This window comes from Bacteroides sp. 43_46 (genome assembly GCF_001915455.1).
GTDB lineage: Bacteria > Bacteroidota > Bacteroidia > Bacteroidales > Bacteroidaceae > Bacteroides > Bacteroides caccae.
On the sequence record NZ_MNQN01000029.1, the window covers coordinates 1 to 15,447 of the forward strand.

At 48.6% G+C, this 15,447-nt stretch carries 14 protein-coding genes and 1 pseudogene; 13 read left to right on the forward strand and 2 right to left on the reverse strand.

Going from position 1 to position 15,447, the window contains the following annotated elements; all coding sequences use genetic code 11:
* From BHV72_RS02900 to BHV72_RS02920, 5 genes and pseudogenes are all read left to right on the forward strand, one after another.
* Positions 1-184: pseudogene (locus BHV72_RS02900) on the forward strand (hypothetical protein); the annotation flags it as partial.
* 127 nt (positions 185-311) lie between these two features.
* A complete protein-coding gene (locus BHV72_RS02905) occupies positions 312-722 on the forward strand; it encodes a DUF6769 family protein (protein WP_286854435.1) in 411 nt (136 codons plus the stop codon).
* Between the two features lie 87 nt (positions 723-809).
* Positions 810-2,081 carry an efflux RND transporter periplasmic adaptor subunit gene (locus BHV72_RS02910; RefSeq protein WP_286854437.1) on the forward strand — a complete coding sequence of 424 codons (1,272 nt, stop codon included), beginning with the start codon at positions 810-812 and terminating at the stop codon, positions 2,079-2,081.
* 74 nt (positions 2,082-2,155) lie between these two features.
* Positions 2,156-5,281 (forward strand): efflux RND transporter permease subunit, encoded by a 3,126-nt coding sequence (locus tag BHV72_RS02915; protein WP_005678901.1) that lies wholly within the window; start codon positions 2,156-2,158, stop codon positions 5,279-5,281.
* A 43-nt stretch (positions 5,282-5,324) separates the two neighbouring features.
* Entirely contained in the window at positions 5,325-6,518 is a 1,194-nt protein-coding gene (locus BHV72_RS02920; RefSeq protein ID WP_286854440.1) for a TolC family protein, read from the forward strand.
* Between the two features lie 14 nt (positions 6,519-6,532).
* Here BHV72_RS02920 and BHV72_RS02925 read toward each other — a convergent pair whose 3' ends face one another.
* Positions 6,533-7,987 (reverse strand): methyltransferase RsmF C-terminal domain-like protein, encoded by a 1,455-nt coding sequence (locus tag BHV72_RS02925; RefSeq protein WP_032855449.1) that lies wholly within the window; start codon positions 7,985-7,987, stop codon positions 6,533-6,535.
* Between the two features lie 108 nt (positions 7,988-8,095).
* On the opposite strand from BHV72_RS02925, the gene BHV72_RS02930 reads away from it, so the two are divergent.
* The 6 genes from BHV72_RS02930 to BHV72_RS02955 all read left to right on the forward strand — a co-directional run bounded on the left by BHV72_RS02930 (position 8,096) and on the right by BHV72_RS02955 (position 12,644).
* A complete protein-coding gene (locus BHV72_RS02930; RefSeq protein ID WP_286854442.1) occupies positions 8,096-8,866 on the forward strand; it encodes a DUF6249 domain-containing protein in 771 nt (256 codons plus the stop codon).
* Entirely contained in the window at positions 8,863-9,414 is a 552-nt protein-coding gene (locus BHV72_RS02935; protein ID WP_022041665.1) for an RNA polymerase sigma factor, read from the forward strand. Before BHV72_RS02930 ends, BHV72_RS02935 begins: the two co-directional genes overlap by 4 nt.
* Positions 9,395-9,724: a DUF5056 domain-containing protein gene (locus BHV72_RS02940; RefSeq protein WP_005678896.1), complete on the forward strand. Its 330-nt coding sequence runs from the start codon at positions 9,395-9,397 to the stop codon at positions 9,722-9,724. The genes BHV72_RS02935 and BHV72_RS02940 overlap by 20 nt, the downstream gene beginning before the upstream one ends.
* A gap of 190 nt (positions 9,725-9,914) precedes the next feature.
* Entirely contained in the window at positions 9,915-11,177 is a 1,263-nt protein-coding gene (cls, locus tag BHV72_RS02945; RefSeq protein ID WP_005682758.1) for a cardiolipin synthase, read from the forward strand.
* Between the two features lie 135 nt (positions 11,178-11,312).
* On the forward strand, positions 11,313-12,107 hold the full coding sequence (locus BHV72_RS02950; protein WP_005678892.1) for a thymidylate synthase: 795 nt from the start codon (positions 11,313-11,315) through the stop codon (positions 12,105-12,107).
* Positions 12,108-12,149: 42 nt separating this feature from the next.
* Positions 12,150-12,644: a dihydrofolate reductase gene (locus tag BHV72_RS02955; protein WP_274666158.1), complete on the forward strand. Its 495-nt coding sequence runs from the start codon at positions 12,150-12,152 to the stop codon at positions 12,642-12,644.
* Between the two features lie 20 nt (positions 12,645-12,664).
* Here BHV72_RS02955 and BHV72_RS02960 read toward each other — a convergent pair whose 3' ends face one another.
* The gene (locus BHV72_RS02960; protein WP_005678890.1) at positions 12,665-13,144 is read right to left on the reverse strand and encodes an Lrp/AsnC family transcriptional regulator; all 480 of its coding nucleotides are present in this window, start codon (positions 13,142-13,144) and stop codon (positions 12,665-12,667) included.
* Positions 13,145-13,296: 152 nt separating this feature from the next.
* Here BHV72_RS02960 and BHV72_RS02965 point away from each other — a divergent pair, with 152 nt between their 5' ends.
* Complete coding sequence (locus BHV72_RS02965; RefSeq protein WP_005678889.1) at positions 13,297-14,574, forward strand: IgA Peptidase M64; 1,278 nt, start codon at positions 13,297-13,299, stop codon at positions 14,572-14,574.
* 38 nt (positions 14,575-14,612) lie between these two features.
* Positions 14,613-15,149 carry a GNAT family N-acetyltransferase gene (locus tag BHV72_RS02970; RefSeq protein WP_005682756.1) on the forward strand — a complete coding sequence of 179 codons (537 nt, stop codon included), beginning with the start codon at positions 14,613-14,615 and terminating at the stop codon, positions 15,147-15,149.
* Positions 15,150-15,447 lie beyond the last annotated feature (298 nt).

Here is a 15,447-nt window from a genome sequence, read left to right on the forward strand (position 1 = left end):
TGTCAAAGAACACTTGATGCTTACTTTTTACACAACCTCCGGGAAGGAGGGGTGGCTGAAAGCCGGGGTGGTAGGTGGATACACAATGCTGATAATAACAGACTTATGCATTCACCTACCACCTCCCCCTACGGGGACTCCTCCTTCCCGAAGGAGGAGAATGGAGATACTACCGACTGGTTAAATTGCCACCAAATTTGAAGAAGAACAAATAATAAAAGATGTTATCGGCTTTTAACGGAGAAAAAGTTTTTGTATCTTTGTAACGTTCAAATAATCAAGCTGAAGCCGATACATATCCAAAAGAAAGGATGAAAAGGAAGAAACGATATATAGTAACATTGCTGCTTTTTATCAACATTATTATGTTGACGGCAGCCGTTATTCCTCATCATCACCACCCCAACGGAGCGATTTGCATGAAACAGGACTTGCCCGTAGAACAGCAATGTCCCAAACATCATCATCATCCGGCAAGCGACTCATGTTGCAGCAGCGAATGTATGACGCGCTTCCACTCTCCCATTCCTTCCTTCCACACAGATAGCGGACCGGACTACGTGTTCATCGCCACCCTGTTCACGGACGGAATCATCGAACATCTGCTAAAACCACAAGAGAAACGGGTCAAGAACTATTACGTCTACCGAGACTCGCTGCACGGGACGAACATCCCCCGTACCACCTCTCTCCGCGCCCCTCCCTATTCTGTTTTCGCGTAAGACCAACGTGAATGCAAACTTGTTGCATCCGCGTCACCCTATCTTTGTAACGTAAAAACAGTAAATTTTAGTAGGAAAATATCATTTATGAAAAAACTTATTTTTATGGGAATCCTGGGCTTATTCGCTTTAGGAGCCTGCAATAACAAGAATACACAAGGTCATGAAGGACATGGCCATAGTACCGTCACACACAACAACGATGAACACGACCATGAAGCGGAAGGACATACCCATGGAACAGAAGGAGAATGCAACGGCGATCATAAACATGATGCGGCCGACAATCACCAAGGCACTGCTGCCGGACACGATGAAACTGCCGAAGCCGCCCACAGCGACGAAATCATCCTCCCGAAAGCGAAAGCCGATGCTGCCGGAGTAAAAGTAAGCATTGTAGAACCCGCCCCTTTCCAACAAGTAATCAAGACCAGCGGACAGGTATTAGCTGCACAAGGCGACGAATCCGTCGCGGTAGCCACTGTGGCAGGTGTTGTCTCATTCCGCGGAAAGGTGACGGAAGGTATGAGTGTAGGCAGCGGCACTCCGCTAGTGACCATTTCCTCGCACAACATCGCAGACGGCGACCCGGTGCAACGTGCCCGCATCGCTTACGAAGTGTCGAAGAAAGAATACGAACGGATGAAAGCGCTTGTCAAAAACAAAATCGTATCCGACAAGGATTTTGCACAGGCAGAGCAGAATTACGAGAATGCCCGCATCAGCTATGAGGCGCTCGCAAAGAACCATTCGGCAATCGGACAGAACATTACCGCTCCTATCACCGGCTACGTGAAAAGTATTCTGGTGAAAGAAGGGGATTATGTCACAATTGGCCAGCCATTGGTCAGCGTGACACAGAACCGCCGTCTGTTCCTCCGTGCCGAAGTGTCGGAAAAGTATTACCCGTATCTCCGCACAATTAATTCCGCCAATTTCCGGACACCATATAATAATAAGGTATATGAATTGGGAGCATTGAACGGCCGGCTTCTCTCGTTCGGCAAAACAGCGGGAGACAACTCTTTCTATGTCCCCGTAACTTTTGAATTTGACAACAAAGGCGACATCATAGCCGGTTCGTTCGTAGAGGTCTACCTGCTTTCCTCCCAACTGGAGAATGTCCTTTCCCTTCCCCGCACGGCACTGACCGAGGAACAGGGAATCTACTTTGTATATCTGCAACTTGACGAAGAGGGATACAAAAAGCAAGAAGTGACTTTAGGCGCCGACAACGGCGAAAATGTGCAAATCCTCACCGGAATAAAACCGGGCGACCGCGTAGTGACGGAAGGAGCTTATCAGGTTCGTCTGGCAAGCGCCAGCAACGCAATTCCCGCACACAGCCACGAACACTAAGTGGCAAGGCGCCGCAGCCGGATTGCTTTGCGGTGCATCTATCTCATTTTTTATCACTCAATTGATGAATTATCATGCTTAACAAAATTATACATTACTCCCTGCATAACAGGTTGGTCGTACTCTGCGCGGCTTTCCTCCTGCTCATCGCGGGCACCTACACTGCCATGAATACCGAAGTTGACGTCTTCCCCGACCTCAACGCCCCGACGGTGGTTATCATGACCGAAGCCAACGGTATGGCAGCCGAGGAAGTGGAACAACTCGTTACATTTCCTGTCGAAACAGCCGTAAACGGTGCTACCGGTGTACGCCGTGTCCGTTCTTCGTCCACCAACGGCTTCTCCGTTGTCTGGGTGGAATTTGACTGGGGAACAGACATCTACCTCGCCCGCCAGATTGTCAGCGAGAAACTGGCGGTAGTCAGTGAATCCCTCCCCGTCAACGTGGGCAAACCGACGCTGGGCCCGCAATCTTCTATCCTGGGCGAAATGCTGATTGTCGGTCTGACCGCCGACTCGACCTCCATGCTCGACCTCCGCACGATTGCGGACTGGACGATTCGCCCGCGCCTGCTGTCCACCGGAGGGGTGGCACAGGTAGCCGTGTTGGGCGGAGATATCAAAGAATACCAGATTCAACTGGACCCGGAACGGATGCGCCACTACAGCGTTTCAATGGGTGAAATAATGGCTGTCACCCAAGACATGAACTTAAACGCCAACGGTGGCGTACTTTACGAGTTCGGAAATGAATATATCGTGCGTGGGGTACTTTCTACCCCGAAGGTCGAGGAGCTAGGCAAAGCAGTCGTAAAAACAGTAAACACCTTCCCCGTCACACTGGAGGACATCGCCGACGTGAAAATCGGCCCCAAAGCTCCGAAACTGGGAACCGCTTCCGAACGCGGCAAACCTGCCGTACTAATGACAGTCACCAAACAGCCTGCCACTAGTACCCTCGAACTGACCGACAAACTGGAAGCCTCTCTGAAAGACCTCCAAAAGAACCTGCCTGCCGACGTGAAAGTGTCTACTGACATTTTCCGCCAAAGCCGTTTCATCGAAAGTTCGATCGGCAACGTGAAGAAGTCGCTTTTTGAAGGCGGTATTTTCGTGGTGATCGTCTTGTTCCTGTTCCTGGCAAATGTACGTACAACGGTGATCTCGCTGGTGACACTGCCTATCTCACTGCTCGTCTCCATTCTTACGCTGCACTATATGGGATTGACTATCAACACAATGAGTCTTGGTGGTATGGCCATTGCTATCGGTTCACTGGTGGACGACGCGATCGTGGACGTCGAAAACGTGTACAAGCGCCTGCGGGAGAACCGGCAGAAACCGGAGGCCGAACGGCTCAGTACACTGGAGGTGGTATTCAACGCCTCGAAGGAAGTTCGTATGCCTATCCTTAATTCGACGTTGATCATTGTAGTCAGTTTTGTCCCCCTGTTCTTCCTGAGCGGAATGGAAGGAAGAATGTTGGTCCCGCTGGGCATTGCGTTTATCGTGGCGTTGTTCGCTTCGACGGTTGTTGCGCTGACGCTGACCCCGGTACTTTGCTCGTATCTGCTGGGCAGTAACAAGACGAACAAGGAACTGAAAGAGTCATTCGTAGCCCGTTGGATGAAAGGGATTTACGGGAAGGCACTGACTTGGGTACTGGCCCACAAACGGGTGACTTTGGGAAGTACAATCGGACTGTTTGTGGTCGCTCTCGGTGTGTTCTTCACTCTCGGACGCAGCTTCCTGCCTTCTTTCAATGAGGGCTCGTTCACAATCAACATCAGTTCGCTGCCGGGCATTTCGTTGGAAGAAAGCAACAAAATGGGACATCGTGCCGAGGAACTGCTGCTGACAATTCCAGAGATACAGACGGTAGCCCGCAAGACGGGACGTGCCGAACTGGACGAGCACGCGCTTGGCGTGAACGTCTCGGAAATCGAAGCTCCGTTCGAGCTGAAAGACCGTCCGCGCAACGAGCTCGTTGCCGAAGTGCGCGAGAAACTAGGAACGATCACCGGTGCAAATATAGAAATCGGTCAGCCTATCAGCCACCGAATCGATGCCATGTTGTCCGGTACAAAGGCAAACATCGCTATCAAACTTTTCGGCGATGACTTGAACAAGATGTTCTCACTCGGCAACCGTATAAAGGACGCTATCGGAGATATACCGGGCATTGCCGACCTCAACGTGGAGCAGCAGATCGAGCGTCCGCAGTTGAAGATTCAACCGAAACGGGAGATGCTTGCCAAGTTCGGGATTACCTTGCCGGAATTCTCGGAATATGTCAACGTTGCCCTTGCAGGAAAAGTGATCTCGCAGGTTTATGAACAGGGAAAGAGCTTCGATCTCATCGTAAAAGTGAAGGATGACGCACGGGACGAAATGGAGAAAATCCGCAACTTAATGGTAGACACCAACGACGGCCGCAAAGTGCCTCTGAACTACGTGGCGGAAGTGGTTTCGGCCATGGGACCGAACACGATCAACCGCGAAAACGTGAAGCGCAAAATCGTGATTTCCGCCAACGTGGCGGACCGTGACCTCCGAAGTGTGGTAAACGACATCCAAAAGCGTATCGATACGTCTATACAGCTCCCCGAAGGCTATCACATCGAATACGGCGGACAGTTTGAAAGCGAACAAGCCGCCAGCCGGACATTGGCGCTGACGTCATTCATCAGCATTGTTGTCATCTTCCTGCTGCTTTACAACGAGTTCCGCAGCGTGAAGGAATCCGGCGTTATCTTGTTGAACCTGCCGCTTGCACTGATCGGCGGTGTTTTCGCACTGGTCATCACGACGGGTGAGGTCAGCATTCCGGCAATTATCGGGTTTATCTCCCTGTTCGGCATTGCGACCAGAAACGGTATGTTGCTTATCAGCCACTATAACCACCTCCAAAAAGAGGAAGGACTGAACGTATACGACAGTGTCATGCAAGGCTCGCTCGACCGTCTGAACCCGATTCTTATGACAGCGCTTTCGTCGGCACTGGCACTGATCCCGCTGGCGCTCGGCGGCGACTTGCCCGGAAACGAAATTCAAAGTCCAATGGCCAAAGTTATCTTGGGTGGACTTTTAACCTCTACGTTCCTGAACGGTTTCATCGTTCCGATTGTTTACCTGATGATGCACCGCCGGCCTACCGACGCTGCACCGGAGCAAGAATCCCTCGCGACACCCTGCTAATCATCAGCCAGACGTAATAGAAGAAACAAATAAAAGAAAAAGTATGAAACGGATTATCATTATAAGTTCTTTTGCTGCCACTGCACTCTTCACCCTGACGGGGGGTGTGCAGGCACAGAACAGCATAGAACAGGTATTAAAAAATATAGAAACGAACAACAAGGAGTTGCAGGCGAACGCCCAACTGATTACCTCGCAGAAACTGGAATCCAAAACGGACAACAACCTGCCCGATCCTACCTTGTCCTACGCTCACCTCTGGGGAGCAAAGGACAAAAACGAAACAATCGGCGAACTCGTCGTTTCGCAGAGTTTCGACTTCCCCAGCCTGTATGCCACGCGCAATAAACTGAACCGGTTGAAGGCAGGGGCTTACGACAGCCAGGCGGACGTATTCCGTCAGGACAAACTGTTGCAGGCGAAAGAAGTCTGTCTGGACATTATCACGCTCCGCCAGCAGAAACAAATTCTCGAAGAAAGGCTCCGCAACGCGGAAGTACTCGCTGAAATGTATGCCAAACGTCTCCAAACCGGAGACGCCAACGCCCTCGAGACGAACAAAATCAATCTGGAATTACTGAACGTCCGCACAGAAGCCTCACTCAACGAAACGGCGCTCCGCAACAAAATGCAGGAACTGAATACGCTGAACGGCAATATCCCGGTGGTCTTTGAAGAAAGCCGGTATCCCCTCACTCCTTTTCCCTCCGATTACCAGATCTTGAAATCGGAAGTGCTCTCTGCCGACCGTACCCTCATGGCGCTCGGCAACGAAAGCCTCGTTGCCCGGAAACAAATAGCGGTCAACAAATCGCAGTGGTTGCCGAAACTGGAACTGGGATATCGCCGGAACACAGAAACGGGCACACCTTTCAACGGGGTAGTAGTCGGCTTCTCTTTCCCTCTTTTCGAAAACCGGAACAAGGTGAAGATTGCGAAAGCACAAGCTTTGAACATCGACCTGCAAAAAGAAAATGCCACGTTGCAAGTTGAATCCGAATTGTCACAGCTCTATCGTGAAGCCAAAGCACTGCATAACTCCATGGAAGAATATAAAAAGACGTTCCGGTCGCAACAGGACTTGGCATTGCTGAAACAGGCACTCACCGGAGGACAAATCAGCATGATAGAGTATTTCGTAGAAGTATCTGTCATCTACCAGAGCCACCAGAACTATCTGCAACTCGAAAACCAATATCAGAAAGCAATGGCACGGATTTACAAAAGTAAGTTGTAGGCCTTATCCGGCCTTTACAACACGCGGATCTTTTCCGGCAAATACCCGCTACGGATACGCCATTCCTGCGGATAAAGATTATTAGCCCGGTTGCCGATATTCTTCACAAAACCCAGAGGAATATTGCGATAAGTGAGCAAAACATACCCGCGAGGGGCTGTCGCCGGCAAAGTGACAGCCTCTTTCCGCAAATAAGCGATTGCTTGTTCATAACTCACCGCCTCGGTTGCAAAAACATCCTGCCGCAGAAGAAGAGCACTCATGGCCAAGGCATGGGCGGGAATCAGATCTTTTCCTTTCACCTCGCCAACCGAAACGCCTGCCTGCACCACCCGCAAATGTTGTTTCATGGCAGCCAGTTCGGCTACGCATTGCTGAGGAAACGCGTGTATTTCAGCACCTTCTGCCGACAAGACGTACTTTCCGGCACACTCATCATTCAGCCATTTTCCGGCCGTTGCCATGTTTTCCTTGGAGACAGGCGAAGAAGAGGCTCCCCCACCTTTCTTACCTTTTTTCCCGGCGGATTTTCCTTTCGGAAACGAATAATAATCGGCATAACTGTCCTCCCCTGCCGTTTCCGGTTTGCGGAGTACGGACAAGAAAAAGCCTTCACCCTTCGTCTTATGCGGGAAAAAGTGATATACGGAAGCCGATTCGCCGCACAGCAGATTTCCTGTGATATTCCACTCTTCCCGAATATCTACCGCCAACGATTCCGCCCCAAATTCCTGCTGAATCCAACGGACATTTTCTTCGTCCTCTTTCGTGTTATATGTACAGGTACTGTATATAAGAATGCCTCCGGGCTTCAGACTCGGCCAAACGTCCGCAATAATCCTCCGTTGCCGTTGCCAGCAAATTTCCACATTCTCCGGACTCCATTCTTCAACGGCCACCGGATCTTTACGGAACATCCCTTCGCCGGAGCAAGGCACATCTGTCAGAATAACGTCAAAGAAAGAAGGCAAAGCCGAAAAATCAGCCGGGTCGTTATTCGTAACCACCACATCCGGATGTCCCCATTTCGTCAGGTTCTCCGCCAAAATCTGCGACCGGTTCCGGATTACCTCGTTGGCAACCAGCAAACTACCTTCGGGCAACACACTACGAGCATGGGTCGATTTCCCTCCCGGAGCGGCACAAAGGTCGAGCATCACCACCGGCTTCGTGACATGCTGCCGGAGCACCTGTTCCACGAACATCGAAGAAGCCTCCTGCACATAATAACACCCTGCATGAAACAACGGGTCGAATGTAAAAGTGAGCCGTTCGTCGAGGTAGATTCCCTCCGAAGACCAGGGAGGTTGAACCGATAGAGCATTTTCCACTTTCAACCGATGAACTTTCAACCGATTCAGTCTAATGCTCACGGGAGGTTCCTGCTGCAAGGCGGAAACCAGTTTTTCGTATTCTTCGACGCCCAACAAAGCGCGGGTATATTCTGTAAAAGAAGCGGGTAAATTCATTTTCATTTATTAATTTGCGCAAATATCAAAAATATTTCGTCTCTTTGCAACTTTCTCGGATACTAACTGCGTCTAACAGACAAAGAAACAAATTAAAAAATAACAAATATGAAACAAATTCTAATAGCATTATTGCTCGCATTCACCACTTCGACAGTAATTAATGCACAAAAACAGAGTAGCATTGAGAAGGATTCTACCGAAAATGTGAAAGTGACCCTTTCGAAAAAGACAGACACCAAGGCGGATGAATCCAACACAACAGTGACGGTGATCGGCGTAGATACAACGGACATGGATACAACGGCGGGTAAGGACGCAAACAGTGTCAGCTCCTCCGGAAGCAGCCACGGAAAAGTTGGTTTTACCTTCGAATCGGACGACAACGCCCTTCCCTTCGGCAATCTCAGCGACATGATCAGTGGCGGGATCCTGTTCTCTATTATCGCAATCGTCGCCGTCTTCGGACTGCCCGTATTTATCTTGTTTGTAATCTTTTTCTTCCGCTACAAGAACCGGAAAGCCCGTTACCGCCTTGCCGAACAGGCCATTGCAGCCGGACAACCGCTGCCGGAAAACTTTATCCGTGAAAACCGGCCGGCCGACCAACGCTCACAAGGCATCAAAAACACCTTTACAGGGATCGGACTTTTCATCTTCCTCTGGGCGATCACCGGAGAGTTCGGAATCGGAGCAATCGGACTGCTTATCATGTTTATGGGCATCGGCCAATGGATAATAGGCAGCAAACAACAGAAAACAGATGATATTGATCCTTTCCGGATGAACGTTTCCCGGAAAAGGGACATCGACACAGCCGCCCCTTCGGCAACGCAGCAGGAAGAAAGAAACGGAGAAAAGAGCGACGAAAATAAATGAGCCAACTCAACGATATATCGCTAGTCGCACAGGTCGTAGTGTTCAAAAACACTAGGGCCTTCGACCAGTTAGTGAAGAAATACCAGTCGCCCGTGCGGCGGTTCTTTCTCAACCTGACTTGCGGCGACAGCGAATTGAGTGACGATTTGGCGCAGGATACATTCATCAAGGCATATACCAATCTCTCTTCTTTCCACAACCTGTCGAGTTTCTCAACGTGGCTCTACCGCATTGCCTATAATGTTTTTTATGATTATATTCGCAGCCGGAAAGAAATGGCCGGCTTGGACACAACGGAAATAGATGCCATTAACAGTACCGAACAAGAAAACGTCGGGCAGAAAATGGATGTCTACCAGTCGCTCAAAACGCTAAAAGATGTGGAACGAACCTGCATCACCTTGTTTTATATGGAAGATTTAAGCATTGACAAGATCGCAGGTATTACCGGAATACCGGCAGGAACGGTGAAAAGCCACCTGTCGCGTGGAAAAGATAAATTAGCAACGTACTTAAAACAAAATGGTTATGACAGAAATAGACAATGATAAACTCTTGCGCGACTTCTTTACCGAAAACAGGCAGGAGATAGCGGACAGGGGATTCAGCCGCCGTGTCATGCACCACCTACCCGACCGCAGCAATCGGCTGGCACGCATTTGGAACGCCTTCGTCATGGCTGTGGGAGCCGTACTTTTCGTCTCCTTAGGTGGACCGGAAGCTGCATGGGGAACGATTCGGGAGGTATTCATCGGCATGATTAATCATGGAACAACAAGTCTCGACCCGAAATCAATCATTATCGCAAGTGTAGTGCTACTGTTTATGGCTGCGAGAAAAGTAGCTTCATTGGCATAGGCGGTACGGAAATGTTAAGATGATACTATCGACTGTTTAATCAGTCCCCATTATTTTCCTCATAATTTTTCCCTTACTAATAAAGCTATCCGAGTGTTAAACAATAATAAATCTACCCTTTGTCCCCGATTAGCCCAAACATAGATGTTGTATCTTTGTTGCTCTGTAAACTAAAATAGAGAGAAAAGTTTTGAAATTACGTATATTCATTTTATTCCTGTTCCTGCCTTTATTGCGTGCCCAGGCAAGCGTCATCGACAGTTTGATGACCCACCCCCGGGATTCTATCGGACTCACGAGTGATTCCCTTGTACTGCATTTTTTAGAGGAATCGGGTATACCTATCTCCGATAATAATAAAGTGAAACTGCTGAAAAGCGGGCGGGAAAAGTTTATCGACTTGTTTGAAGCAATCCGTCAGGCCAAGCACCACGTGCATCTGGAATATTTCAACTTCCGAAACGACTCTATCGCCAACGCCTTATTCGCCCTTCTCGCCGAAAAAGTAAAAGAAGGTGTCGAAGTGCGGGCAATGTTCGACGCTTTCGGCAACTGGTCGAACAACCAGCCACTCAAAAAAAGACATCTCAAGAAAATCCGTGAACAAGGGATTGAAATCGTCAAGTTCGACCCGTTCACTTTCCCTTATATCAACCACGCCGCCCACCGCGACCACCGGAAGATTGTCGTAATCGACGGAGAAATAGCTTATACCGGCGGCATGAACATCGCCGACTATTACATCAATGGACTACCCAAAATCGGTACATGGCGCGATATGCACATGCGCATTGAAGGCGATGCGGTGAACGATTTACAGGAGATTTTCCTTACAATCTGGAACAAGGAAACCAAGCAGAACATCGGTGGGGAAATTTATTTCCCCCAACATGAAGACAGTACAAATATCGTTGTCGCTATCGTAGACCGTACTCCGAAGAAAAACAGCCGTATGCTAAGCCATGCATACGCCATGTCAATCTACTCGGCACAAAAAAACGTACATATCGTCAATCCTTATTTCGTGCCGACTTCTTCTATCAAAAAAGCGCTCAACCGGACAATCGACCGGGGAGTGAACGTAACAATTATGGTTTCGTCCGCCTCCGACATCCCTTTCACGCCGGATGCCGCACTTTACAAGTTGCATAAGTTGATGAAACGGGGGGCAACAGTTTATATGTACAACGGAGGATTTCACCATTCTAAAATAATGATGATCGACGACTTGTTCTGCACCGTCGGCACCGCCAACCTGAACAGCCGCAGCCTCCGTTACGACTACGAGACGAACGCTTTCATCTTCGACAAGAAGACAACGGCGGAACTGAACACCATGTTCCGCAACGACATCGAGCACTGCACACAGTTGACACCGGAATTTTGGAAAAAGCGCTCACCATGGAAGAAGTTCGTCGGCTGGTTTGCTAATTTATTCACGCCATTTTTGTAATTTTGCACAAAGAGGATGACTAAAAAGCCAATAGTATCCCAAACTCTCCTCCTTCCCGAAAGAGGGGATTGGAGAGGCTACCGACTTTTAAGCACAGCCTTGCAAATGCATTAACGCTTTGATAATTTACTCATTATGAAACAATATCTCGATTTACTGAACCGTGTGTTGACTGAAGGCACGGAGAAAAGCGACCGCACCGGTACCGGAACGATCAGCGTGTTCGGTCACCAAATGCGCTTCAACCTCGACGACGGCTTTCCCTGTCTCACCACCAAGAAATTACATCTGAAATCAATCATATATGAATTGCTGTGGTTCCTCCAAGGAGACACGAACGTGAAATACCTGCAAGAACACGGCGTCCGCATCTGGAACGAATGGGCGGACGAAAACGGTGATCTGGGACATATCTACGGCTACCAATGGCGTTCGTGGCCCGACTACAACGGCGGATTCATCGACCAGATCAGCGAAGCGATAGAGACGATCAAACAAAATCCGGACTCACGCCGGATTATTGTCAGCGCATGGAACGTAGCGGATTTGAATAATATGAACCTCCCTCCCTGTCATGCTTTTTTCCAGTTCTACGTAGCGGACGGACGACTGAGCCTCCAACTTTACCAACGCAGCGCCGACATTTTCCTCGGCGTGCCTTTCAACATTGCTTCATACGCACTGTTGCTGCAAATGGTAGCGCAGGTGACGGGATTGAAGGCCGGAGACTTCGTTCATACATTCGGTGACGCACATATCTATCTGAATCATCTGGAACAGGTAAAACTGCAACTGTCCCGCGAACCGCGTCCGTTGCCGCAGATGAAAATCAACCCGGATGTGAAAAGTATCTTCGATTTCAAATTCGAGGATTTCGAACTGGTGAATTATGACCCGCATCCGCACATCGCAGGTGTGGTAGCAGTCTGACCCCGGCTGCAGACGGGAAAATATCAAACGAACTTAATCTGTATGAGTAAAATATCTATTATAGCGGCCGTAGACCGCCGCATGGCTATCGGATTCGAGAACAAACTCCTTTTCTGGTTGCCCAACGACTTGAAACGTTTCAAAGCACTGACCACGGGAAATACGATTGTTATGGGAAGAAAAACTTTCGAATCACTCCCCAAAGGCGCCCTGCCCAACCGCAGGAATGTCGTTCTTTCTTCAAATCCGGCTACGGAATGTCCGGGAGCGGAAGTATTCCCTTCACTCGAAGCGGCTCTGCAAAGTTGCAAGGAGGATGAACACGTATATATCATCGGCGGCGCAAGTGTCTACCAACAGGCGATTCCCTTTGCCGACGAACTTTGCCTGACGGAAATAGACAGCACCGCACCGGAGGCTGACGCCTTTTTCCCCGAAGTATCGCCCGCCGTATGGCACGAAAAAAACAGAGAAGCTCATCCTGCGGATGAGAAACATCTCTGCTCGTATGCATTTGTTGATTACGTAAAAGCGTAAAAAACAACTATTACAACTTATTAATCTTCGTCTTCTACGTCGACCATGATCGGCATCTGCCGTTTAATGGCTTCGTGGAAGGAGATTAGCGTTTCGGTACGCGCCAACCCCAACGGTTGCAGCTTATCGTGGATAATGCTCAGCAAATGGTGGTTGTTCTTAGCATAAATCTTGATAAACATATCATATTTTCCGGTGGTGAAATGACATTCTACCACTTCCGGAATCGCTTCCAAGGCTTTTGTCACCGAATCAAAGGACTCGGGGTCCTTCAGATAAATGCCGATATAAGCGCAAGTCTCATATCCTATCTTTTCAGGGTCGATCACATATTCCGAACCCTTTAATATACCGAGATTAGTCAGCTTCTGAATGCGCTGATGAATGGCCGCGCCGGAAACGTTACAAGCTCTCGCTACTTCCAGGAAAGGAATACGCGCATTGCCGGCTATTAACTTCAGAATCTGCTCATCTAAACTATCTAATTGATGATGTCCCATATTTGAATCAAATTGTTTTAATCGACGAATCTTTTATGCAAAGTTAGCGATTTTCCGGCAACAAATACTATAATTTATTACTTTTATTTGCAGAAAGCGGATAAGTCAACAATAGTTTGTACCTTTGTGGAAAACATAAATATACTATTTATATGAAACAATTTTGCTGTACACTGCTTTTTTTCCTTGCCACTCTGACAAGCTACGCGCAAAATTTTGCGGACTTTTTTCAAGATAAAACATTACGAGTGGATTACATTTTCACCGGAGACGCCAACCGTCAGGCGATCTATCTGGACGAACTCTCACAACTGCCTTCCTGGGCCGGACGACAACACCATTTATCCGAACTTCCCCTGGCGGGAAACGGGCAAATTATCGTGAAAGACGTTGCCACCGGACAATGTATTTATAAAACATCCTTTTCTTCACTGTTTCAGGAATGGCTGTCGACCGATGAAGCCCGGACAACCGCCAAAGGATTCGAAAATACGTTTCTCCTGCCTTTTCCCAAGAAAACGGTAGAAGTAGAAATTACGTTATATTCGCCCCGTAAGGATGTTATGGCAAACTTCAAACATATTGTATCGCCCGAGGATATTTTAATCCACAAACGCGGCACATCGCACGTCACCCCGCATCGTTATATGTTGCAAAGCGGCAGCGAGAAAGACTGCATTGATGTCGCCATTCTCGCCGAAGGATATACGGAAAAGGAAATGGATGTTTTCTATCAGGATGCGCAACGTACCTGCGAAAGCTTGTTCTCACACGAACCGTTCCGGTCGATGAAACAGAAATTCAATATCGTCGCCGTAGCCAGCCCGTCTACCGACAGCGGCGTAAGTGTCCCCCGTGCAGACCAATGGAAGCAAACTGCCGTCCACTCACATTTCGACACGTTCTATTCCGAACGTTATCTGACTACCAGCCGAGTGAAATCGATCCACAATGCGCTGGCGGGAATCCCCTATGAGCATATTATTATCCTCGCCAACACGGATGTATACGGCGGAGGAGGAATCTACAATTCCTACACGCTGACCACTGCGCATCATCCCATGTTCAAACCGGTGGTCGTCCATGAGTTCGGACACAGTTTCGGTGGACTCGCGGACGAGTATTTTTACGAGGATGATACGATGACCGACACTTATCCGCTGGATGTGGAACCGTGGGAACAGAATATCACAACACGGGTGAACTTCGCCTCCAAATGGGAAGATATGCTCCCTCCACACATACCGGTACCTACTCCGGTTGCCCAACAAAAGAATTACCCGGTAGGCGTGTATGAAGGAGGTGGTTATTCATTCAAAGGTATTTATCGCCCGGCGTACAACTGCCGCATGAAAACCAATGAGCATCCCGAATTTTGCCCGGTCTGCCAACGCGCAATCCGCCGGATTATCGAATTTTATGTGCCATAAAGAAATAACGTTTGTCAAACTTAAAAACCCAAGCCTTTATGATTAAGCTTCAACCGATCAGCACATCGGATTTACAACATTACAAGTTTATGGAAGAACTCCTCGTTGATGCATTTCCACCGGAAGAATACCGTCAATTGGAAGAGTTACGCGAGTATACCGACCGGACGGGCAACTTTCATAATAATATCATCTTTGATGATGACCTGCCTATTGGGTTCATCACGTACTGGGATTTCGACCGCTTCTACTATGTAGAACACTTCGCCACCAATCCCGCCCTGCGCAACGGCGGATACGGGAAACGGACGTTGGAATACTTGTGCAACCACCTGCAATTGCCTATCGTACTGGAAGTAGAACGCCCCGTAGAGGAAATGGCAAAACGCCGTATTTGTTTCTACGAGCGTCAAGGATTCACCTTGTGGAAAAATGACTATTATCAGCCGCCCTACAAGCCCGGAGATGATTTTCTTCCGATGTATTTAATGGTGTACGGTGACTTGAATCCGGAAAAGGATTACGAAGATATAAGACATAAGCTCCACACTGTTGTTTACGGGGTAAAGGAGTAAAAGTAAAGTAAAGCAAAACAAAACAAATCAAAGTAAAACAAATCAAAGTAAAAATCAGTAAGACTCCGGTTAAGAGATTGACCGGAGTCGCTTTATAAATATATATTCTTCTTCAATTTTAGTGGTAAGGTTGATTGGGAAAATAACAATTTGATAATTGATAGTATCCACCACTCTCCTCCTTCAGGAAGGAGGAGTACCCGTAGGGGGAGGTGGTAGGTGAATGCGTAAGTCGGTTATTATCAGCATTGTGTATCCACCTACCACCCCGGCTTTCAGCCACCCCTCCTTCCCGGAG

Bases quoted from the DNA above. Each gene is read 5' to 3' on its own strand.
- BHV72_RS02905 (WP_286854435.1), top strand. From the start codon at position 312: ATGAAAAGGAAGAAACGATATATAGTAACATTGCTGCTTTTTATCAAC.
- BHV72_RS02910 (WP_286854437.1), top strand. From the start codon at position 810: ATGAAAAAACTTATTTTTATGGGAATCCTGGGCTTATTCGCTTTAGGA.
- BHV72_RS02915 (WP_005678901.1), top strand. From the start codon at position 2,156: ATGCTTAACAAAATTATACATTACTCCCTGCATAACAGGTTGGTCGTA.
- BHV72_RS02920 (WP_286854440.1), top strand. From the start codon at position 5,325: ATGAAACGGATTATCATTATAAGTTCTTTTGCTGCCACTGCACTCTTC.
- BHV72_RS02925 (WP_032855449.1), bottom strand. From the start codon at position 7,987: ATGAATTTACCCGCTTCTTTTACAGAATATACCCGCGCTTTGTTGGGC.
- BHV72_RS02930 (WP_286854442.1), top strand. From the start codon at position 8,096: ATGAAACAAATTCTAATAGCATTATTGCTCGCATTCACCACTTCGACA.
- BHV72_RS02935 (WP_022041665.1), top strand. From the start codon at position 8,863: ATGAGCCAACTCAACGATATATCGCTAGTCGCACAGGTCGTAGTGTTC.
- BHV72_RS02940 (WP_005678896.1), top strand. From the start codon at position 9,395: ATGACAGAAATAGACAATGATAAACTCTTGCGCGACTTCTTTACCGAA.
- BHV72_RS02950 (WP_005678892.1), top strand. From the start codon at position 11,313: ATGAAACAATATCTCGATTTACTGAACCGTGTGTTGACTGAAGGCACG.
- BHV72_RS02955 (WP_274666158.1), top strand. From the start codon at position 12,150: ATGAGTAAAATATCTATTATAGCGGCCGTAGACCGCCGCATGGCTATC.
- BHV72_RS02960 (WP_005678890.1), bottom strand. From the start codon at position 13,144: ATGGGACATCATCAATTAGATAGTTTAGATGAGCAGATTCTGAAGTTA.
- BHV72_RS02965 (WP_005678889.1), top strand. From the start codon at position 13,297: ATGAAACAATTTTGCTGTACACTGCTTTTTTTCCTTGCCACTCTGACA.
- BHV72_RS02970 (WP_005682756.1), top strand. From the start codon at position 14,613: ATGATTAAGCTTCAACCGATCAGCACATCGGATTTACAACATTACAAG.